The 21,793-nt window shown below is 59.8% G+C and carries 9 protein-coding genes; 2 read left to right on the forward strand and 7 right to left on the reverse strand.

From position 1 onward, the window contains the following. Window positions 1-88: 88 nt before the first annotated feature. Window positions 89-889 carry a GNAT family N-acetyltransferase gene (locus HG800_RS02255; protein ID WP_169973200.1) on the forward strand — a complete coding sequence of 267 codons (801 nt, stop codon included), beginning with the start codon at window positions 89-91 and terminating at the stop codon, window positions 887-889. A gap of 46 nt (window positions 890-935) precedes the next feature. On the opposite strand, the gene HG800_RS02260 is transcribed toward HG800_RS02255, so the two are convergent. Both HG800_RS02260 and HG800_RS02265 read right to left on the reverse strand, forming a co-directional pair. After that, window positions 936-2,000, reverse strand: a complete 1,065-nt coding sequence (locus HG800_RS02260; protein WP_206352090.1) for an SMP-30/gluconolactonase/LRE family protein — start codon at window positions 1,998-2,000, stop codon at window positions 936-938. Window positions 2,001-2,254: 254 nt separating this feature from the next. Beyond that, window positions 2,255-3,283, reverse strand: coding sequence for a diguanylate cyclase (locus HG800_RS02265; RefSeq protein ID WP_169973202.1), 1,029 nt, complete (start codon window positions 3,281-3,283; stop codon window positions 2,255-2,257). A 315-nt stretch (window positions 3,284-3,598) separates the two neighbouring features. Between HG800_RS02265 and uvrA the strand changes: the two genes are divergently transcribed. Beyond that, entirely contained in the window at window positions 3,599-10,045 is a 6,447-nt protein-coding gene (uvrA, locus tag HG800_RS02270; protein WP_169973204.1) for an excinuclease ABC subunit UvrA, read from the forward strand. An 18-nt stretch (window positions 10,046-10,063) separates the two neighbouring features. Here uvrA and HG800_RS02275 read toward each other — a convergent pair whose 3' ends face one another. From HG800_RS02275 to secA, 5 genes are all read right to left on the reverse strand, one after another. Beyond that, window positions 10,064-11,041 (reverse strand): AAA family ATPase, encoded by a 978-nt coding sequence (locus tag HG800_RS02275; RefSeq protein ID WP_169973206.1) that lies wholly within the window; start codon window positions 11,039-11,041, stop codon window positions 10,064-10,066. A gap of 240 nt (window positions 11,042-11,281) precedes the next feature. After that, complete coding sequence (locus HG800_RS02280; protein ID WP_169973208.1) at window positions 11,282-15,229, reverse strand: S8/S53 family peptidase; 3,948 nt, start codon at window positions 15,227-15,229, stop codon at window positions 11,282-11,284. Window positions 15,230-15,630: 401 nt separating this feature from the next. Next, on the reverse strand, window positions 15,631-16,053 hold the full coding sequence (locus HG800_RS02285; RefSeq protein WP_169973210.1) for a DUF3467 domain-containing protein: 423 nt from the start codon (window positions 16,051-16,053) through the stop codon (window positions 15,631-15,633). Window positions 16,054-16,285: 232 nt separating this feature from the next. Next, window positions 16,286-17,653, reverse strand: coding sequence for a 3-deoxy-D-manno-octulosonic acid transferase (locus tag HG800_RS02290; protein ID WP_169973212.1), 1,368 nt, complete (start codon window positions 17,651-17,653; stop codon window positions 16,286-16,288). A 272-nt stretch (window positions 17,654-17,925) separates the two neighbouring features. Further along, entirely contained in the window at window positions 17,926-21,555 is a 3,630-nt protein-coding gene (gene secA, locus HG800_RS28125; protein ID WP_169973214.1) for a preprotein translocase subunit SecA, read from the reverse strand. Between the last annotated feature and the right edge of the window lie 238 nt (window positions 21,556-21,793).

A 21,793-nucleotide genomic window follows, 5' to 3' on the forward strand; every position in this document is an offset into this window, starting at 1 on the left:
ACCGCGGTTTCATCATTTCCTGAGGTTGAACTGCGGCCAATCGTCCTTCGATCGGACCCACGAGTCCAGTCAGAGGCAGGGGCGTTTAATGAGGCTTCCTCGCAGTCCGGTCGTGTCCTGGGGGCGGTCGTCGAAGGACCTGCTGTTTGGTCCGCTCGACCCGCCCGAGACTCGCTCGGAATTTCTCACTCACAAACGGCCAGGATTCGAGTTCCGGTTGCGGGACGGACGCTTGGTATTCCTGACACCGGTTCTTCCGGAAGATCGTCTCCGACTCGAAGCGGCGTTTGAACAATTGTCCGATCAGTCTCGCGTGTTCCGATTCTTCCGCCAGCGCGATCGGCTCAGCGAGGAGGAGATCCGGCAGTTCATCCAGGTAGATCAGGTCGATCACGTTGCCTGGTGTGCGCTCGATCTCCCCGATCCGCCCTTCGATGGTCTTGGCAGTGGCCGGTTGATCCGAGATGCGAGCGATCCGGAGACGGCGGAGGTTGCCGTCACCGTGATCGACGCGGCTCAGGGGTATGGCCTCGGAACGGTTCTGCTGGCTGTCCTGGTGCTCCGTGCGAGGATGCTGGGGATCTCGCGGATGAAGGCATATGTCTTGCCGGCAAATACTGTGGTAGTGCAGTGGCTCAAGAGTCTCGGATGGTCGACGGTCCGGGACGAGGATTCTCTTGAGTTTGAATTCTCAACGATTTCCGATCCGATACAGGCTCCGCAGTCCCCCTCCCGGCAACGGTTCGAACAGCTCTTGCTCGAACTGCAGCGGCCATTCACCGATTCGCTCAATAGCCTGGCGAATCCCCGGTCGAGTGACAGTCCGACACCAGTGAGCGGTGACTTGGAAGGCCACGTTCCCGCTCCGGAAACGGATGAGGCATCTTGACCGAGGGATCTTCTGTTTGGCAGATCCCTCGGCGCGATCAAGAGTGTTAATCCTCAAAACCAAGGCCCTGAGTTGCGGTCTGGATTCGGCAGAAGTGCATATCAGCCGAAACATAGAGCGTGCTGCCGTCCTCACCCCCGAAGGTGCAGTTGGCAGTTGCCTCACCGGTATTTAGCGTGCCGAGGTGAGTCCCGTCGGGAGCGAAAATCAAGACGCCACCGGGTCCGGTGGCAAAGAGGTTGCCGAGTCGGTCGACAGCCATTCCATCAGGTAATCCCTTCACCTTGCCGACCTGATCGGTCGCATCGGCGAAGACCGTGCCCTCACCGAGCGTGCCATCTTCCTTGACGGGAAAAGCCATCCAAATTGCCTGTTCCGGGTCGGAGTTGGCGACGTAGAGGATCGATTCATCGGGGGAGAAGGCGATCCCGTTCGGACGGGACATCTGATCGGTTAATAGTGTTAACGTTCCGTCGGGAGACAGGCGGTAAACCCCCTGGAACGGGAGTTCCTTGGCCGGGTCGTCGACGTTCTTCGGCAAACCGTAGGGGGGATCGGTGAAATAGAGCGAGCCGTCGGACTTGAACACGGCGTCGTTCGGGCTATTCAGGCGTTTCCCATTGTATGTGGCGGCGAGGGTTTCGAAGGTCCGGTCCTCGTTAAGGCGTGCGACACGTCGGTCGCCATGCTGACAGAGAATGAGCCGTCCATCAGCATCGAACAACAGGCCATTGGAGCCGGGTTCCTCGCCAGTGAACTGGTTCGAGCCCGTATACCCACTCGGCTTCAGAAAGGTCTTAAGCTCCCCGTCCTTCGTCCAGGCGAAGACGGTGTTGCGGGGGATGTCGGAGAACAGGACTGCCTGCTGTTCCGACCACCAGACCGGCCCCTCGGTCCACTCAAAACCGGACGCGAGAATTTCCAGCCGGGAATCCGCTGAAATCAGGTTCCGAAAGCGCTCGTGTTTGACCTCGATCGTTCCTAGTGATTCATAAGGGGCAGTCGCCGCCTCCTGGGCCTGTACGGTCAGCTGGATCGCAAAGGCCAGGGCCATCAGAACAGCAGCCGAGGCCCACGACGCAGGCCTCGCTTTGTGTCGAAATCGATTCATGGATCGGCTCCGGGAGAGGCGAGCAGGATCTGCTTGACCCACGGAACTACGGGATCGAGATCACCGGCCCTGCTCGCCTCAAGGCCGGTGGAGACGATCGAAGTTAGTCGAGCCTGGTCTGTCGGGCAACGGGCCGGCGCAGGTCAGAGTGGTTCCCGGGTCCGATTTCTGGAGATAATCCGATCCCTTCTCCGCCACGAATCAGCGGGCCGATCCGTGAGCCAGGAGATCGAGCGTGATATTCGATCCGTTGCTTAATGAGTTCCCGTAGTAGGTAATTTCAAGGGGATGGGAGAACGAACCGAAGAGTTATGCACAATCGGCGATCGGTCGTGACGTGGACTCAGTTCTCGGAAGTGGGTGACACAATTCCGTCCCCGTTGCTTCGAGCGGTAGAGGGCCTGATCAGCGTGATCGAGCAGCATGTCCGGGGTCGACGTTGATGGGCCCGACGTCCCGACGCCGAAGCTTGCCGTGATCGGTGCTTCACGCCAGACCCGATCAGCAATGGAACGTCGGAGTCGCTCGGCCAGGGCAATTCCCTCCGGAGCACTGACTCGGGGCAGGAGCACCACGAACTCCTCGCCGCCATAACGCGCAATCAAATCGCGATTTCGAACATTTACCCGAAGAACGTCGGCGACGCCAATCAGGACCTCGTCCCCCGCGGGGTGCCCATAGGAGTCGTTGTAGTGCTTGAATCGATCCACATCGAGTAGAATTACGGTCAGCGGTTGGGACGACTGGTGACTGAGCTCGAAACTCGATTCGAAGAGCCGATGAAAGTGACGGCGATTTCGAAGACCCGTCAACGCGTCCGTAATCGCCATGTCCGCCAGCCGCTCATTGCGCAGCTCCAGTTCCTGCTTCAGGGCTTCGAGTTCGTCGGAGCGGCGGACCAACTCCTCTTGCATCTCCAGAATGCGTCGGGCAATCTCAACCCGCGCAACCAACTCATCGAGATTCAAGGGCTTACTCAGGAAGTCGTCAACCCCGGCGCGATAGCCTGCCATCCGGGCATCGATTCCCGAGCGAGCCGTGATGAGGATGAAATACGTATAGAGTGATTCGGAACGACCCCGGAGACGTCGACAGAGTTCCAACCCATCAAGCCCTGGCATCATCCAGTCTGAGATCACCAACCGGATCGATCGATCCGCCACCAGTCGGAGTTCTGCCTCCAGACCGTTGGGAACAACCTCGATTTCATGTCCCAGCCGCCGCAACGCACCGACAATCAGGGTCGCGCTCACCGGGTCGTCTTCCGCGACTAGGATTTTCATCAATTGCATCGATGGGCGAATCCGGGATTGGGACGGCGATCACGAATCGTCAGGGAGAGCCGAGCGGTTGAGGCTGGACTCTCTCGATTCCTCGTATCGGACAAAGAACCCTAGAGCGCGGTTTCCTTGAATTCAGGTTTGTGTGGACACAATTCGACTCTTGATGCTTGCATGCAACGTAGGTCGTCGTTCATCGCTGGGTTTTCACGGGGTTGACTCCTGGACAGACGTACTCAACCCCGCTAGACTCTACGTCGTTGAACGGTTTGCAGAATCTGCACCAAGGATCGGATAAGACGGAAGGAACCTGCAGGGATGGCCAGCTCCGACATCGTGATCCGGGGCGCCCGAGAGCACAATTTGCGGGATATTTCCTTGCAATTGCCTCGTGGTGCGTTGATCTGCTTCACGGGAGTGTCGGGATCGGGAAAAAGCTCGATGGCGTTCGACACGCTGTATGCCGAAGGGCAGCGGCGTTATGTCGAGAGCCTTTCCAGCTATGCTCGGCAGTTTCTTGGCCAATTGCCGAAGCCCGATGTGGATCGGATCGACGGGCTAAGTCCTTCCATTGCGATTCAGCAGAAGACCGGCGGTCGAAACCCTCGCAGCACGGTTGGAACGATCACCGAGATCCACGACCATCTGCGCGTCCTCTTTGCCCGGGTTGGTCGGCAGCACTGCCCATCGTGTGGGCAGTTGGTTTCGGCGCAGACCCGCGAACAAATTGTCGCCCAGATCCTCGATCAGCCGGTCGGAACGGCGATCACCCTGCTTGCTCCGATGATCCGTGGGCAAAAGGGGGAACATCGTGACTTGTTTGCCGACCTTTCCCGAGCCGGATATGTCCGGGCCCGAGTCGATGGCCGAGTCATCGCTCTGAGCGATCCTCCCGCGCTCGACCGTCAGGTCAAACACGAAATCGAGGTCGTGATCGACCGGATCAAGCTTGGGCCGTCCGTTCGATCGCGACTGGCCGAGGCGGTCGAGTCTGCCTTGAAGCTGGGTGGCGAGACGGTCATCGTGGCGATCGAAGGGCGGCCGGATCTGATCCTCTCCTCGCGGTATGCCTGCGTTCCGTGCGGGATCGGCTTTGATGCTCCAAGCCCTCAGCTCTTCAGCTTCAATAGTCCGCAAGGGATGTGTCCATCATGCGATGGGCTCGGCATCCGACACGATTTCGCCGCCGACTTGCTGGTACCCGACTTAACACTCTCGGTCTGGGAGGGGGCCATTGCCCCACTCGGACCGGTCAGAAAACTTGGGAAGTGGAAACGGCACCTGTTTGAAGGATTCGCCTCAAACCTCGAAGCGGACGAGGGTGGTCCGAAAAAAGGAACGCTCCTTCGTTCCCCATGGGAGGAACTCGCTCCCGAGCACCAGCAGGCCTGGCTCTATGGAACCGGCGATCGGGTGATCGTATATCGATGGAAGAACCGAAGCCGTCACTGGTCGCACCCGGGAACCTGGAAGGGAATCGCCAACGAACTCCTCGAAAAGTACCAGCATGCCAAGGGAGGTCCTCACCGGGCTGGGCTTGAGCCGTACATGAGGAGCATGACCTGTCCCGACTGCGAGGGTGCCCGGCTGAACCCCAGGGCTCGCGCCGTTCGGGTGGGCGATCGTTCCTTATCCGAATTGGAGGCGATGGACCTTGGTACCCTCTCTCGATGGTTCGAGCGTCTCAGTGGCGCGGGGAATCCAGAACTCCCCAGCGATCCCGAGCCGTTGACTCCCCGATCCCTGACGATTGCCGAGGAATTGCTTAAGGAAATCCGAGGCAGGCTGCGGTTTCTGACCGATGTGGGCCTGGATTACCTGACGCTCGATCGCTCGGCACCGACCCTTTCCGGAGGTGAGGCGCAACGCATTCGGCTGGCGAGCCAGGTCGGGGCGGGGCTGGTCGGGGTGCTTTACATTCTCGACGAACCTTCGATTGGGCTCCATCCGCGAGACAATGACCGACTCATCGCCACCCTTCAGCGGCTTCGAGACATCGGAAATACCGTTGTCGTCGTTGAGCACGATGAAGACACGATGCGGGCAGCCGACACGATTGTCGACTTCGGACCTGGCCCAGGCATCAAAGGGGGGGAAGTGATCGCTCAGGGAGATCTGGCCACCATCTCCAGGAATCCCAAAAGTCTGACTGGACAGTACCTTTCGGGGCGGAAATCCATCACGGTGCCAGACCGCCGCAGGGGACCCGCAGAGAAGGTGCTGAGGATTGTCGGTGCTCGCCAAAACAACTTGAAAACCATTGACGTCTCGATCCCGGTGGGTCGATTCGTGTGTGTGACCGGGGTGTCGGGCTCGGGGAAAAGTTCGTTGATCGGAGACATCCTTCGGGAAACACTTGCCCGCGATTTGAACGGAGCGAAGACCGAGCCGGGCCTGCATGATCGGATCGAGGGCGTCGAACTGTTCGATAAGATCATCGACATCGATCAGTCGCCGATCGGTCGAACACCGCGATCGAACCCGGCCACCTACATCAAGCTCTTTGACGAGATTCGAGACCTGTTCACGAAACTCCCCGACTCGAAGACCCGAGGGTACAAGCCCGGCCGATTCAGCTTCAATGTTCCCGGAGGCCGTTGCGAAGCCTGTCAGGGGAACGGGTCGAACAAGCTGGAGATGGATTTCCTGGCCGATGTCTGGGTCACGTGCCCTGTGTGCGAGGGAAAGCGATTTAATCGAGAAACGCTTCACTGTCGATTCAAAGGCAAGAGTATCAGTGACGTGCTCGAAATGGACGTTCAGGAAGCGCTTGAACACTTCGCCAACGTGCCGAAAATCGGGGCAATGCTCAAGACCTTGCACGATGTCGGACTCGACTACCTGAAACTCGGCCAGCCCTCACCAACCCTCTCCGGCGGCGAGGCCCAGCGGATCAAACTGGCTCGGGAACTGGTGCGCAAAGGGACCGGGAAAACGCTTTACGTCCTTGATGAGCCGACAACCGGCCTGCATTTTGAGGATATCCGCCGCCTACTTGATGTCTTGCACGGTTTCGTTGAGCAAGGAAACACGGTGGTCGTGATCGAGCACAACCTCGATGTGATCAAGACCGCCGACTGGATTCTCGACCTTGGACCCGAAGGAGGGGCTGGCGGTGGTCAGATCGTTGCGGAAGGAACTCCCGAGGAGGTTGCCCGGGTACGGGAGAGTCACACCGGCAAGGCACTCGCACGGATTCTCCGACCTGATTCGGGTGGTCGACTTCCTTCAACCAACGGAAATGCTCGAAAGAAATCCGGTCATGCTCGATCGACTCGCGAACTGAGTACGATCACAATTGAGGGGGCCTCGCAACATAATCTCAAGGAGATCACGGTTCGGATTCCCCGAAACCAGATGACCGTGTGCAGTGGGCCGAGCGGTTCGGGAAAAAGCTCGCTGGCGATGGATACACTCTACGCCGAAGGACAGCGGCGCTACGTCGAGAGCCTCTCCAGCTACGCCCGTCAGTTCCTCGCTCCGTTGCAGAAGCCCAAAGTTGAACGGGTGACCGGGCTCTCACCCGCGATCAGCATCGAACAGAAAACGACCAGCAAGAGCCCTCGCTCCACCGTCGGAACCGTGACGGAAATTCACGACTACCTGCGCATTTTGTTTGCAAGACTTGGTCATATGTACTGTCCATCGTGCGGAATCCCGGTCGGTACGCAGACCTCAGATGAAATTGTTGAGAAAATACTTCATCATCCTGAAGGGACTCGCATTTTCGTCATGGCCCCACTCCATCGAAACGAGGGGGATGATTATGAAACACTCTGGAATGACCTTCGTGGTTCTGGATTTGTGCGGGTTCGCGTTGATGGAGTTTCCCACAGCCTCGATGCTCCTCCCCAGCTGAACCGTCGCGAGTCGCATTCGGTCGAAGTCGTGGTCGATCGGGGAATTGTGCGACGTTCGACCCGCGCTCGATTGGCCGATGCGGTCGAAGCGGCCCTGGATCTGGGTCGGGGAGTCATCCACATTGCCAAGGTTCTGGACGACTCCGACGAGTCGCGCTGGCCCATTCGACGCTTCAGTCAGCATCGTTCCTGTGACGGCTGCGGACGCAGCTTCGAGGAATTGTCACCTCACCATTTCTCCTTTAATAGCTCCCTCGGCTGGTGCCCATCGTGTGAAGGGCTTGGGGTTCAACTCGGCGCGGATCCGGCAGCCTTGATTCCCGACGGACGCAAAAGTCTCCGCGGCGGTACAGTGGCGGTCTGGCCCGCGTTCGAAGAAAACCCTATGTTCGGGCGGATGATCGCGAGCCTCGCCGATCGCCAGGGCATCGACCTTGAGACGCCGTTTGACGACCTGGAAGCCCGCCATCGTCGGATGATCCTGTTCGGTACCGGGGCCACCTGGTTCGAGGTGCCTGCTGAGAAGGATCAACCCGGGTTTCGCTTCCAGTACAAGGGACTCTTCCCATCACTGGAGGAAGCTGGGAGGCTCTCTTATCTCTACCGGGCGAAACTTCGAGGCATGGTTGCCGAAACCTCCTGCTCGACCTGCATGGGAGGACGGCTGAGAGACGATGCTGCCGCCGTACGGTTCAAGAATTTTACAATCGATCAAATCAGCCAATGGCCACTCGGTCGGGCCCTCTCGTTTTTCCAGAGGATTAAGCTATCTGCCGATGAACGCCACATCGCGGGGGACCTGATTCGGGAGATTCGCGATCGGTTGAAATTCCTGGTTGATGTCGGTCTGGAGTATTTGTCTCTCGCCCGATCGACGCCAACCCTCTCGGGGGGAGAGAGTCAGCGCATCCGTCTGGCCAGTCAGATCGGCAGCGGTCTGACCGGTGTCCTTTACGTTCTTGATGAGCCCACCATCGGTCTGCATCCGAGAGACAATACCCGGCTCCTACGAGCACTTCAGCACCTGAGGAACCTCGGCAATACGCTGGTCCTCGTTGAGCACGACCGCGAAGTGATCGAGGCCGCGGACCATCTGCTTGACTTTGGTCCCGGTTCGGGCGATCTCGGCGGTCGGATCACTGCGTATGGTGCTCCGACCAAGGTTCGAAACGCCTCGAAGTCGTTGACGGGCCGGTATCTGAGCGGTCGCGCGTCGATTCCGGTTCCCTCGAATCGTCGCAACACGGAGGGGGCCGCTCTGGTGATTCGCAACGCGAGACACCACAACCTGAAAGAGATCGATGTTGCCTTCCCGATCGGTGTGGTTACAGCGGTCACGGGGGTCAGTGGCTCCGGGAAAAGTTCTCTTGTCGAAGACATATTGATGAAGGCATGCGCTCAGCATCTTCACCGGTCGCAGGTGGTGCCGGGCTTGCACGACGAGATCGAGGGAATTGAAATTATCGACAAGATGATTGGTGTGGATCAGACACCCATCGGAGGCACTCCGAATTCGACTCCAGCGACGTACACCGGTGTTTTTGATCTGATCCGAGAATGGTTTGCAAAGATGCCGGAGTCGAAGATCCGCGGATACGGTCCTGGGCGTTTCAGCTTTAACGTCCCGGGTGGTCGTTGTGAGGCGTGCGAAGGCGCGGGACAAACGCGGATCGAGATGCACTTTTTACCCGACGTCTGGGTCCCCTGCGAATCGTGCGGGGGCGCCCGATTTACCGGTGAAACGCTGGCCGTGACCTATCGCGGCAAGTCGATCGCCGATGTCCTGGCCATGAAGGTTGACGCGGCGCTCGATTTGTTTGCAGCTGTTCCCAAGATTCGACGTGTCTTGCAAACCTTGCAGGATGTTGGCCTGGGTTATGTTGCCCTGGGTCAGTCGGCTCCCACCCTTTCCGGAGGAGAGGCACAACGAATCAAGCTCGCCGCCGAACTGGCCCGTCCACAAACCGGTCGGACACTCTATGTCCTCGACGAACCGACCACCGGATTGCATTCGGACGACGTTCGAAAACTCCTTGATGTCATCCACCGGCTTGCGGATCTCGGGAATACCGTGGTGATCATCGAACATCACCTTGATGTGATCAAAACGGCTGATTGGGTCATCGACCTTGGACCCGAAGCGGGAGAGCGTGGGGGAACGGTGGTCGCGGTCGGCCCTCCCGAGGTGATCGCAGCCAGCCCTCAAAGTCTGACCGGGGGTGTCCTCAAGCCCGTGCTTGACGCGGGTCCTCTTGCCCCTCGAAAAGGATACGACCCGGTGGCTGAGGCTCGAAAGGAACTTGCCGATGCCCGTCGGGTGGCCGAAACCATTGGCGAGGTCGAGGCGATTGCCACCCCCTGGGAGAGCGATGGCCGACGCTGGCACACCCGTGATCGATTGACACGAACAGGCAAGCCGGCCCGGTGGGATGGTCGTATTCTGGAGTTCATCGTCGATCGGCTTGCCAAGCTCGGTTCGTTCGGTGAGCCGGACTGGTCGAAGCGAACCCTCGTTCGTGTTTCGGTGCCAAATGCTTCGCGGACGACACCACCGTTCTTCGAAGCGAGCACCGGTCAAGAGTGGGTGGTTACGCTTCGCTTTCGTGTGCCGATGCGTCAGTCCCAGAATCTCGATCGGATCCAGAAGGATCTCGGGCTTAAGCCCTTCGACTCCCTGGAGACTCCCGTCGTTTGTGATGCCCCCCGTGTCTCGGCAGGATTTGCTGGTGCCGGGTTCCGGGAGGTCGTGATCATGGCTCATTCGGCCGAGGAACTCTGCACCGTTGCATTCGAATCATTCATCGATCGGATGGCAAACGGATTCCTTGGGCAATCCATGACGGACGAGTGGGGCGATGCCAAGGCCCGGATGGCCTCTCTTGTGACCGGTTCCGATCGAAAGTGACGTTGGTTGATGGACTCGTTACTGTCTCGGCACTTCGACCGATCGAAGCAGTTCACCTAACAGGTCATCGACGCGTCGTCCTTCAATCTCGGCTTCGGGTGTCAGAATGACTCGGTGCCGGAGAGCGGGCAGGACGACTTCGACCACATCATCCGGAATGACATAGTCTCGGCCTTCAAGTGCGGCCGAGGCTCTGGCCCCGCGCAACATCGCCACACCGGCCCGAGGAGAGGCCCCAATCGAAAAGGCAGGCCATTCTCGGGTGCGTCGCACAATGGTTGTAATGTATTCGATCAGCCGATCGTCAGTGAGGATGGCACCACAGCGCCGTTGCATCTCAAGGACTTCCGGCGGGGAGGTCACGGTTTCGACTCGCTCGGCGAGGATTGAGTCAGGGCTGCGGCCTTCGGTGTGAAGTCGAAGGATGTCGGCTTCTTCGCGCAAGGAGGGATAATCGGCGATGAGCTTGAAGAGAAACCGATCGAGCTGGGCCTCGGGAAGGTTATAGGTTCCTTCGGATTCGATTGGGTTCTGGGTGGCCATGACCAGGAAGGGGGGTTCAAGCCTGTGGGCCTGGCCGTCGACCGTAACCCGTGCTTCCTGCATGATTTCCAGCAAGGCTGCGTGAGTCTTGGCAGGTGATCGGTTGATCTCGTCGGCCAGAAGCAACTGAGTGAACACTGGGCCGGGTCGGAATCGGAAGGCCCCGGTGTGTTCCTCGTAGATTGAGGTTCCGGTGATGTCCGAGGGCATCAAGTCGGGGGTGAACTGGATGCGATTGAAGTGACATCCCAGCACTCGGCCCAGAACTCGGACGAGCAAGGTCTTGCCCAGGCCCGGAACACTCTCAATCAGAACGTGCCCCTGAGCAAGTAAGGCGATCAGGACGCCTCGGACCAGCGGTTGCTGGCCGACATAGACCTTGTCGATTTCTTGCTTGACGCGAGAGGCCCACGCCGCAACGTCGAGGTTCGCGGGGTCGTCATTCGGGTTCATCAACGGTTCTGACCTGCGTTCGTCTGTTCAGTGGGAAAGGTCTTTGTGAAAACGAAGTCGGTTTGTGGAAGATTTGGATTGCTTGGCGGTTCGCAATCGACTCTATCAGACGATTGGTGAGGAGGTCTGGTCAAGAAGCCAGTCCGAAATCGGTCGGATGAAGATGCAAAACGAGCCGGTCAACCCTCTTGCAAGGGTCGACCGGCTCGTTGCAAGTGAGGATCAGGGAACGAGCCCAGATCAGGTCTGGTCAGGTCGAAGCCGGGAGAGGGCGGACTTGACCCTCGGGTTATCGGAGTCCTCGCCGAACTGGCCGAGGATCAGGTCGAAGGCTCTCGGATCGCGTTGCGGAGGGGTTGTAGTTTCATTCCCTTCGCTGGTCGATGCGGCCGTGGTGAGCGATCCGGGGGTCCGGATGGTTCTCTGGGCCACGCCAAGGTAGCGATCGTAGAACGATCCGACGTTGATCTCCGAAGCCGTGAAGGGGGGACGGGGTTCGGCGGGGGTTGGTGACGCCACGGGAGGAGTCACAGGGTTTTCCGGTTGAGCCGGCCCGGGATTCGTTGGAGGTTGAACTACCTCGGGACGATTCCGAGCAGGAGGCCTTGCAGCAGCCCGCTGGCCGGGTTCGGTCTGGAAGAGGGCGTAGAACGGTCCTGCCCCCGGATCATTCACACCCACTCCTCGATTAATACCGAATCGGTTGGGGGTGAAGTTCCGGAACCGCTGGGTGATCTGAGGAGGCACGAACGCATAGGTCGGCAGAAGTCGTTGCAGGTCGGCCCAGTTCCGCACCGGGGTCCCGTCGATGAGATAGCCGCCGGCCGAACCGCGTTGGCGATCGAAGATCACAAAGCTGTCCGGAGCTGGCAGGAGGGTGTGGGCCAGCATCTCGAATTGCTGGACCGAGACCACACCGTCAAGCTTGCCGTCAGCCGAGTAATCGAAGAAGTTGAAGCGGCGCTGGTAGACGTTCAGCTCTCCCGGCTGTTCGAGCTGGCTCGTCAAGCCGAGGGGCGCGACCTCATCGGTCAACACGCCGGACGTCACGAAGTCGACAGGCCCCAGGACAGGGTCTTCACCAGGCGGACGAGCCGTTCCACCGAGCAACCGAGCCATCGCCCCTGCTTCGGGCAGGCCGACGGTATTGGCCCTGGCGACGAAGTTTTCGATCTCCTGGGCCGTGATAAACCCGTTGTTGTTGGAGTCGATCAGGTCGATCGCTCCGGTGTTGAACAGGTACGGCAGAGCGATGGAACCCTCAATTGCCGCGACAGCGTTGCCAACATCCACTCGGGAGAACTCCCGGTAGAAGGCCGGCTGTCCGAGTGAGAAGGGCTGGAGCTGATCGACCAGCTCATCGCCCGGGAGGTCCGCATCCTCGGCCGGGACGGCGGTCCATTGCAGGATGGAGTTGATCCCGTGCGGATTGGCATAAGCTTCCAGGTTCCGGATCATCCCAGGACCGAAGTCCAGGGAGGTCGAACCGACAGGAGAGGTCAGGTAGGCGCTGACCGTCGATCCGTTCACAGAGAGCTTGCTGTAATAATCGAGTGCCGAAGCAAGCAGCGAGAACGACCCGGTCACCATACCCGAGGAGAGTGAGGTCCCCGTCTCGTCAAAGACGAGATGGCTGTTGCCGTCTCCGACGAACGTGCGTCGGTAGGTCGGCACACCGATCGCCGGGGCGGCGAAGTCGGTCGTATGGGTCCGATTCGCAGCCGAGAGCAGGCGATCCGCGAAGATCGTCAGATCGTTTGCCGCGATGGCTGGAAGGGTGGTAAAGTCTGGCGAGACCGCGGCGGGCGGCAAGAGCCGGCCAAGCGGTCCTGGCGCCGGATCGGTCGGAGGAGTCGTCGGTCCGAGTCGGAACGGGAACGGATAGGAGCCAGTGACCGAGATCACCTCGTTGAGAATCGCCGGAATCGGCTCACCATTAATATTGCCGATTTCGGGGACGTTTGGATCACCGAACTGACCCGAGGCGGCAATCGGTGTGATTCCCCGGTGCAGCAGGCGCTGCATCTGGTTCTTCAAGGCGATGACGAGCTGCTTATTCTGGCGGAAGGCCGTTCCTTCGGTGTCGAAGGTCGTCGTCGTACCGAAGCCAAAGTTCGAAGCCACCACCCGATTGACCTGTCCCGGACGGACCGGGTCATTCACAAAGGGGGTGTCGGCCACGAACCGGATGGCATCGTAGAAGGCCTGGTTGGTCGTGCCCGAGGCGAGCGGGCTGAACACATTCACCGGCTGGAGCGTCGCCTGAGGGACGAACTGAGAGATGACCCCTGCAACGAGGGTTCCGTGACCGTTTCCGGCGCCGAGGTCGTCGTTCCCGGCGGCTCCGGTAAAGATATTCCGGCCCGGTGCGACCCTACCTCGAAGCTGAGGGGTCAGGGCGTCGATGCCGGTGTCGACCACCGCAACCGCCGTTCCCTCACCCTGGAACGGCACACCAAGGGTTCGCAAATCGCCCAATCCAACCTGCTCTCCAGCGGTCGAATACGCCAGGCTGAGCGTGGACTTGAATTGCCAGATACCGTCATTGTCGGCGACGTAGAGCGTCGTGCCATCGGCCGAGAAGGTGATACTCAGGCTCGACTCAACGAAGCTTCCCGAACCTCGCACTCCGGAGGTGTTGAAGCCCTCGGCGAAGGGGGTGATGGTGCCGTCGGGAAGGACCCGGACGACCCGGCCACCCACGTTGCTGCCGGGAACATCGATGGACAATTGCGTTGGGTTGGCAGGGTCGACCACAATACCGCCAACGCCGCCTCCCTGGACTGGGAGGACCAGGGTTCCTTCCAGACCCCCATCCACATCAGGGATATCGACCCCGACGGCAAGTCCGGAGGCCAGGTCTGCCACGAACATGCTGCCGGCAAAGGTTGGGTCGCCAATGACGGGTAACGCGCCTGCCCCTGCTCCCTCAACCGTCGTTCCATAGGAGAAGAAGCCGAATTCGTCAAAGGCGATGTCCTGGAACCGTCGGAACGGTGTTCCAAGGGCGGAGATGCGGTCGATCCCGGAAGGATTCGTCGCATCGGCCTGAGTCGACGCGAGTTCCACGAGCTCTTCGGGGAATGGTCCCAGGACCAGACCCTGAATTCCGGCATTCGCAACAATCACGTTGTTTCCAGGACCGGTATTGTTGCGAATCAGCAACTCACCGTTGTTGCCCTGAATTCCACTAACCCCCGGATCGGGATCACTGAAACCCGGAATTCCCGGGGTTCCGAAATCCGTGAAGGCGGAGTACACCCGAGAGGCGTAATCATTATTCGCAGACGTCAGGCCAACTTCGGGACCAAACGTCAGTCGCGTGTTGCTCACCCCCTGAGGGAGAGGTCCTGTGAGGACCTGAGCCCCTTGCATTTCATTGGCATCGAAGAACAAGGCGGTGAAGCCTGGAGCGTTGGTTCCCGAACCGGCGAACATGCCCCGCAGGAAATCTTGCTGCTGAGCTGGGGGAACGTGGACCGCGCTCGGGCGTCGAACCAGGTTTCCGGTATCCTGACCCTCTGCGAAGACCAGGTACAGCCCCAGGAACGTCCCGTCCGGAGCAATCCGGTAGATCGCGTTCTTCAAGGCGTCGGTGCGATCAACCGAGGCGACGAACATCGACGGCAGTCCGTCAAAATACCCCTCGGAATCGAACGTGATGTCATACCAGTTGACCAGACCGGTCTCGATCCCGGCAGAGTTCTCGGCGGTGGTGCCTGGCGAAATCTGGTTCAGGACCGTGTTCAAATCAAAAAAGACGTTGGCATTACCCGTGGCAGGGTCAACGCGATAGATCACACCTGGCCGACCTCCGGTGACGATCGGAGGCCCGGCGTCGTTGTTCCCTCGAGTGATGGCGTAGACCCCCTTGCCGAAGTCGCCACCAGGCCCGGCTTCGATCCGGACAATGTTGTTGCCGAACGTCGCGGTGGGTGTCAGTTGCGACACGGAGACATAAGGCGCCGCGCTGAAGGCCGAGGTCTCACCCGCTTCGACCGTGATAATGCCGCGGTTCACATTATCCGGCTGGTTGTCAAAGGGATCGAACACGGCGACACGCGCCGCAGTAGGAAGATAAGGCGCAAGGAGTTGCTTCGTTTCGAGTTGCTGGATCGACTCGATTTGAAGGCGTTGGCGACTTCGCGGCTTCTGGGCCCGCGCCCGCGAGCGGTTTGGCTGGGACATTCGGTTCTCTCCTTAGGGCTGACTCGACCATCCTGGACCGAGGCCGAAACGCCCGGCGCCCCTCGGTATCGGCGTCGAGGGCACCCGCATCTCAGCAATTCTCGAATCGGCACCGGCGGCACTCGCAACCGGCGCGATCAGCGGGCGCAGGCCGCTCATTCAGACTCATCGTTTTGATCGGACAGTCGACGGGGTCCACATGAGTCAACCCGAATCAAAGAAGCCGAACGTGCGATGGAATTTGATCGAATCAAGGGGAATTTGCCGGAGGCTGCGTGCGGGGCCAGCAGCGTCCCAGACTCTACCGCGCGCAAAAAAACCGGAGCCGTCGAGTTGCAGACGGCTCCGGCGAGGCGATGGCGTGATCCGTCAACGGATCCCCGAAATCGAGGAACTGACGATCAGTCGGAGGTGGGGCCAGGAGAGCCTACAACCCCCTGAGGTCCGGTCCCCCCGCCTTGCGGGCGGGTCTGAGCCTGGAAGGCCCCGGCGCGTCGTCGGACGTCCAGTTCAATCGAGCCGAAGGTCCCTTCATGCCGTTGAATGGTCATCCCCAGCGCAGTCAGGAGGCGCTTGGCGGTGTAGAAGTTCATCACCAGCCGCTGATTGGCTTTGACGTCCTGACGACCCGTGGCGAACGGCTGAGGGTTGAGGCCGAAGTCGAGAATGACTTCTTCCGGAGTCGCCGTGACCCGGCAGAAATTGGAATACGACGGCACCGTGCTCGAATCGTCGACGAAAACCTCGGTGGTCGCGCCCTGGGCCTGGCCTTGCGCCGCAGCCTGGCCTTCGTTTTCCGGGCCCGCTCCTTCGCCGCTGCTCATGGCATACTCCTTAATGCTTCGGATGGAATCCGTAAAAAGATACGGTCAGTCGGGGGTCGAACCACCGCAGTCAGCCTGAAAACGCTGGAAGATCACCCATCATCGGGTGCATCCGATGGGGAGGACCGATTCCGAGCCGCTCAGGAGTTGCGGGAAACTCGGTTCGGGAATGCCCCGACGCGCCGCCAGTCTGACGGAAGCTTCGCTGTCAATCAAGGCAATTTCCAGCGAATCATGCGGCCGACGAGGCGGCTTCGGAGGCAATTCGCAGTGAAGCCCCAGAGAGAATCTCGCTTTGGTGAGGACGACCGACGAGGCGATCAAGCAGCGCGAGGGTTCTTCCGGTTGCTCCTCGTTGGTCGAGAACGAAGCTTCGGGCCGCCTGGCCCCGAGCCTGGGCCGACGTCGGATCAGCCAGGTCGGCGCGAAGCGCCTCAGTCAGTTCGGTGACATTGTGGACGACCCGGGCAGCTCGACGTTCGAGTAAACCCTCGACAGCTTCCCGGAAGTTGCTTGTGTGGGGACCAAACAAGACTGAAGCACCAAAGGCGGAGGGCTCCATCATGTTCTGGCCTCCCCGACCGGGAAAGAGACTGCCACCGACGAATGCCAGATCGGCCATTCCCCAGATGCTCGACAGTTCGCCGACGGTGTCGATGAGAAGGACCGGGGGCGAGCTATCCAAGCTCAAGGACGCAGGGGGCTCCTGATCAACACTTCGACGCCAGACCGAATGCCCCTGGCTCTCGATCCAGCGGGCGAGATCGGGACCTCGTTCCGGATGGCGAGGGACGATCACCAACCGTAGGTCGGGATGATCCTGGCGGGCTGCCTGGTATGCTTGAAGCGCAACGGCTTCCTCCCCGTCCATCGTGCTTCCGGCCACGAATATCGGCCCGGCTGCATCGTCTAGGCCGATCGCCCGGCGGAGGTTTCGAACCTTGGGGACGTCTCGGAGGGATTCGAGACCGTCGTACTTGATCGAGCCGGTGACCGTCACTCGGTCTGAGGCCACCCCGATGTCGCGAAAACGCGAAGCTGACTCTTCCGACTGGGCTCCGACCACGTCGAGCCTGCGAAGCGTCGGACCAAGCAATGCTCGGAATCGGCGGTAGCGGGGATGACTCCGACGGCTGATCCGGCCATTGATGACGGCCACCCGTGTCCCCTGATTCGAGGCTGCTCGGATCAGGTTCGGCCAGAGTTCCGTTTCGACCAGTACCAGCGCCGTTGGCCGGACGCGACTCAGGGCTCGCCGCACTGACCAGGAGAAATCCAGAGGAGCGTAGAAGGTGACCAGATCGGGAAAGGTTCGCCGGGCAACCTCAAGGCCAGTTGAAGTGGTGGTCGAGATCACCAGCTCCCAGTCCGGTCGCCGCCGGTGCAAGTCGGCGATCAAGGGACGAAGGAGGAGTACCTCTCCGACGCTCACGGCATGGAACCAGAGACAAGGAGCGCTTCCCAACCGTCTCGGAACACGTCCCCAGAGTTTCTGGGCATGACCGTCCCGATACTTGCCCGTTCGCCACGCTCGGACCAGCAAGATTGGCGAACAGATCGTGAGCAAGACGAAGTAAGCCGCATCAAGCAGATAGGGCATCGAGGCATCCTTTCCTGACCCGCCTCGCCCATAGGGCGATCAACTCATCGCGGTCGAGATCGAATCGGACGCGGGAACATCCCTGGATCACCGCGAAACCGAATTGCCGAACGGTTCACGCAAGCAGGATGCCAGTTTCGCGCTATCACAATGCTCGCCGAGAATCTTGGGGAAGGAAACTCATGCGAGAGAAAACCGAAAACGTATTCGTTGCAGGAACTTAGCGTCCGGTGATAGACGAGCGATCGATCACCGGACGCGACGATAATCGGTCAGAAAGGGGTTCCATCCCCTCCTTTTTTCATGCAGCACGCCTTGAATTTTTTACCTGACCCGCACGGACAAGGGTCGTTTCGGCCGACCTTTTTTCCGACCTTCCGAACAGGTTCGACCTTGGTTGTTTCTCCCTGTCGCTGGCTGGCGGCAATGGCGGCGTCCTGCTGGGCTCGCATGGTTCTGCCATCCGAGGAGACAGCCCCGATCGGTTCTCCTGACGACGAGGCATCTTCCTTGATCGATCGGGCACGATCGAGTTGCCAGCGAGCCCCAAGGTACGACAGGAAGTCTGGATCAACCTGCTCCATGCGAAAGACGAGGTCGGTGATCTTGTCCGAAACGCCTTGCCACATCTCGTCGTAGATTCGCTTACCCTCGCGCTTGTACTCGACCTTGGGATCGACTTGCGCGTAGCCTCGGAGGCCGACGGAACTGCGCAGGTGGTCCATGGTCCGGAGGTGTTCCATCCAGCTCTGATCGAGAATCTGGAGCAGGAGGACTTTCTCCATCTCGCGCATCTCAGGGCGATGGCGCGTGTCGAGCGCACCGATGAGCTTTGATCGAGCCCCCTGAGGACCGAGGCTGGTCAATTCCTCGACGGTGGTTTCGATCCCAAGCTCTTGCCGAGCCCAGTTCGACAGCTCGGCCAGGGCGGCGGGGTCGGTGTCTCCATTGTCTTCGAAGGCGGCGTCGAGCTTCGTCTGCAGCTCATCGTAGAGTTGAGCACCGGTATAATGCTCGTGAGCGACCTCAACGAGCATGGATTCCATTTCGGGACGAAGTAACGGTTTCAACGCTTCGATGTCCACTGTGGTTCCGAAGCGTTCCGAGGCCCAGGCTGCCAGCCCTTCGCGGTCGTACTTGGCTGGCTGGCCCGGTTTCGGTTCGACCAGGAACCGGCTCATTCCCACCCGGACTGGGAATTCGGCTTCCTTGCGGGCGTAGAGGTCCCGAGCCTGGTGCTTCAGCTCCGAGGCGACTTCCTCAGCCGATTTCCCGGACCATTCGGCCGGATCGGTCGTCAGGCCAAACTTGCGATGCGTCCAACCGGCGAGCGATCGGATGCCCCAGTCTCGGCTCACAAATTCTCTGGCTGGTTCGAGATCGGTCTTCCGAATCGTTTCGACCGCCTGATCACGAAGGAAGTCGGCCAGTCCAAGGCGGTCGATTTCGGGCTCGCCATCCTCCGTCCGGACAAATCGCCTTAAATCGCGATCCTTCACATTCAAGCTGTAGCGAGCATTGGCCCAGCTCGTCAGGGCGAGCCAGTTCCATTCGGACGACTCGGCTTCGGAAGGAAGGTTTTCCTCGATCGCCTCATCGATGGCGTCGGCAGCTTGCGCCTCTGCGCGATCCCGGGCTCGCTCGACGGCTTCCTCGAAAGGATCCCCTCGGAAGTCTCGGCCCTCGAACTCGACACCGAGCCGCTGACCGACCCAGGCGGCAAAACTGGCCAGACCGTAATCCGGGTCAAGAAACTGAGCCACCGCGGCATCGATCTGACGATCGATCATCGTCAGGATCTCATCCTTGGTCGGAGCACCATCGAGCAATCGTTGGCGGAACGAGTAGACCCCCTTGCGCTGAGTGTCCATGACCTCGTCGTATTCGAGGAGGTTTTTCCGAGCGTCGAAATTTCGTTCCTCAACCTTTTTCTGAGCCCCTTCGATGCGTCGGGAGACGAGCCTGCTCTCGATCGCCTCGCCTTCTTGCATCCCAAGCCGTTCGAGGACACCGGACACCCATTCGCCGGCGAACTTGCGCATCAGGTCGTCCTGAAGCGAGAGGAAGAAGCGCGAGCTGCCCGGGTCTCCCTGGCGACCGGATCGGCCGCGGAGCTGGTTGTCGATCCGTCGCGATTCGTGCCGCTCGGTGCCGATGATGTGTAGGCCGCCGAGTTCGGCAACTTCACGACCTTCAGCCTTCATTTCTGGCTCGTACTGATCGACGGTGTCTTTCCAGACCTCGGGTGGGACTTCGAGCCGGGTCGGGTAGAGTGGGCGGCCGTCCTCGTTCTTGAGACGACTGAGATCGGCCCAGGCCATGAACTCGGGGTTGCCGCCTAGGATGATGTCGGTGCCTCGGCCTGCCATGTTGGTGGCGATCGTGACCCGACCTTTTCGGCCTGCCTGGGCAACGATCTCGGCTTCTTGCTCGTGGTATTTCGCGTTAAGCACCTTGTGAGCGATGCCGTAACGCTTGAGCATGTCGGAGAGCAACTCCGACTTCTCGATGGAGGTTGTACCGACGAGAATCGGACGACCGGTTGGATGGACTTCTCGAATCTCGTCGATGATGGCCTGGAACTTTTCCTTTTCGGTCCGGAAGATCACATCCGGCTCATTGACACGCTGCAAGCCTCGATTGGTCGGAATGGCCACGACGTCGAGTTTGTAGACTTTCCAGAACTCGTTGGCCTCGGTCATGGCCGTGCCGGTCATGCCTGAAAGCTTGGTGTAGAGCTTGAAGAAGTTCTGGAGCGTGATCGTGGCGAGCGTCTGGTTCTCTTCCTTGATCTTGACGCGTTCCTTGGCCTCGACCGCCTGGTGCAGGCCGTCGGACCACTGACGGCCGACCATCAATCGGCCGGTGAACTCGTCGACGATGATGATCTCGCCCTTGTCGCTGACGACATACTCGCGATCGCGTTTGTACAGGTGGTGGGCCTTCAACGCATTGTCAATCAGGTGGGGCCATTCCATATTGCCAGGGGTGAAGAAGCTCTCGACCCCGGCCAGACGCTCGGCCTCGCGAATGCCGACCTCGTTGAGGTGGGCGGTTCGTTCCTTTTCCTTGACCTCAAAATGTTCTCCTTCACGGAGCTGCCGGGCGATCCGGTCGGCCTCGGCATATTTTTTTACGTCGTCGAAGGCGGGGCCGGAGATGATCAAGGGGGTTCGGGCTTCGTCGATGAGAATCGAGTCGACCTCGTCGATAATCGCGTAATGAAGCGGTCCCTGAGCCTGCGACTCTCGGGACGGCTTCATGTTGTCCCGCAGGTAGTCGAAGCCGAATTCGTTATTGGTGCCGTAGGTGATGTCGTAGCCGTAGATCTTCTGACGCTGGCGGGGATCCATCTGCGACTGGATCGCGCCCACCGTCAATCCCAGTCCGTTGTAGAGCGGGCTCATCCACTCCGCGTCTCGGCGGGCGAGATAATCATTGACCGTGATGACATGGACCCCTTTGCCTTCCAGGGCATTGAGGTACGCCGCCAGGGTCGCGACTAGAGTCTTTCCTTCACCAGTGACCATTTCGGCGATCTTGCCCTCATGCAAGACCATGCCGCCGAGCAACTGCACGTCGTAATGACGCATTTTGAGAAATCGGCGTCCCCCTTCCCGGCAGACGGCGAAGGCCTCGGGCAAGAGGTCGTCGAGGGTCTCTCCCGAAGCAAGCCGCTGTCGGAATTCGGTCGACTTCTGCTTCAACCCATCGTCGGAAAGCCGCTCAACGGCTGGCTCCAACTCGTTGATCTGGGCGACGATCGGCTGCATGCGTCGGATCTGACGCTCGTTGGAGTTCCCGAAGACCCGAACTAGGCCGTGGGAAACTCCTTCGCTGAAGGCATTCAGTGCGTTGGTGGTCTTGTCCCACAGGTCACTAAGAAGAACCGTCGCCTCCATGACTGTCGACCGCCTCCCGCGGAAAAGGGTGTGCCGCTCTAACTTCAATGATGAAAAGATTTTATTGAAAGTTGAGATCCTGGTCAAGCGAGGCTCGATCAGGTCTTTCCAGCACTATAGGACGTGCCGACATGCCGGGCTCGCGGCGCAAGGTTTCTGTCGTTAGAATCTTAAGCGTTCCCTGTGTCTTTCAAATAAACCCGCACCCAACCAGAGGAGCACCGCACGATCGTGGAGG

The sequence above is a fragment of the Tautonia rosea genome (assembly GCF_012958305.1).
GTDB lineage: Bacteria > Planctomycetota > Planctomycetia > Isosphaerales > Isosphaeraceae > Tautonia > Tautonia rosea.

Excerpts from the sequence above, each read along its gene's own strand:
- uvrA (WP_169973204.1), top strand. The coding sequence starts at position 3,599 with ATGGCCAGCTCCGACATCGTGATCCGGGGCGCCCGAGAGCACAATTTG.
- HG800_RS02285 (WP_169973210.1), bottom strand. The coding sequence starts at position 16,053 with ATGAGCAGCGGCGAAGGAGCGGGCCCGGAAAACGAAGGCCAGGCTGCG.
- HG800_RS02265 (WP_169973202.1), bottom strand. The coding sequence starts at position 3,283 with ATGAAAATCCTAGTCGCGGAAGACGACCCGGTGAGCGCGACCCTGATT.
- HG800_RS02280 (WP_169973208.1), bottom strand. The coding sequence starts at position 15,229 with ATGTCCCAGCCAAACCGCTCGCGGGCGCGGGCCCAGAAGCCGCGAAGT.
- HG800_RS02255 (WP_169973200.1), top strand. The coding sequence starts at position 89 with ATGAGGCTTCCTCGCAGTCCGGTCGTGTCCTGGGGGCGGTCGTCGAAG.
- HG800_RS02275 (WP_169973206.1), bottom strand. The coding sequence starts at position 11,041 with ATGAACCCGAATGACGACCCCGCGAACCTCGACGTTGCGGCGTGGGCC.
- HG800_RS02260 (WP_206352090.1), bottom strand. The coding sequence starts at position 2,000 with ATGAATCGATTTCGACACAAAGCGAGGCCTGCGTCGTGGGCCTCGGCT.
- secA (WP_169973214.1), bottom strand. The coding sequence starts at position 21,555 with ATGGAGGCGACGGTTCTTCTTAGTGACCTGTGGGACAAGACCACCAAC.
- HG800_RS02290 (WP_169973212.1), bottom strand. The coding sequence starts at position 17,653 with ATGCCCTATCTGCTTGATGCGGCTTACTTCGTCTTGCTCACGATCTGT.